Source organism: Bacillus sp. SIMBA_074 (genome assembly GCF_046534555.1).
GTDB lineage: Bacteria > Bacillota > Bacilli > Bacillales > Bacillaceae_G > Bacillus_A > Bacillus_A mycoides.
In genome coordinates this window covers 1-276 of sequence record NZ_JAWRYM010000439.1, presented here as the reverse complement: position 1 = coordinate 276, position 276 = coordinate 1, and the positions used below count along the sequence as shown (strand labels likewise).

Annotated in this window: 1 protein-coding gene; it reads right to left on the bottom strand. The window is 60.5% G+C overall.

From position 1 onward, the window contains the following. Positions 1 to 276 (bottom strand): LysR substrate-binding domain-containing protein (locus tag SB773_RS31495; protein WP_410594236.1); only part of this gene is annotated, 276 nt, incomplete at both ends.

The window sequence follows — 276 nt, the reverse complement described above, 5'->3', positions numbered from 1 at the left end:
CGAGCGAATCGCATTCTATTGATGGCTGTATCGCACAACCCAGCACGCGCTCCACGTAGCGTCGCACGCCGAAGTGCCGGGGCGGCAGTATCAGTTTCAACTCCGACAAGCGCGACATGGTTTCGCGGCTCAGATCGGCGCGTGCGCTGTGATAGAGAGCGAGGCGTTCGTGGTGAAGATCGACGCTTTCGAGGTCCGTAGCGCTGACCTCCGTCGAATAGGTGAGCCCCAGGTCGGCCATGCCGCGTATAACCATCTCGACGATGTGGCTCGAAC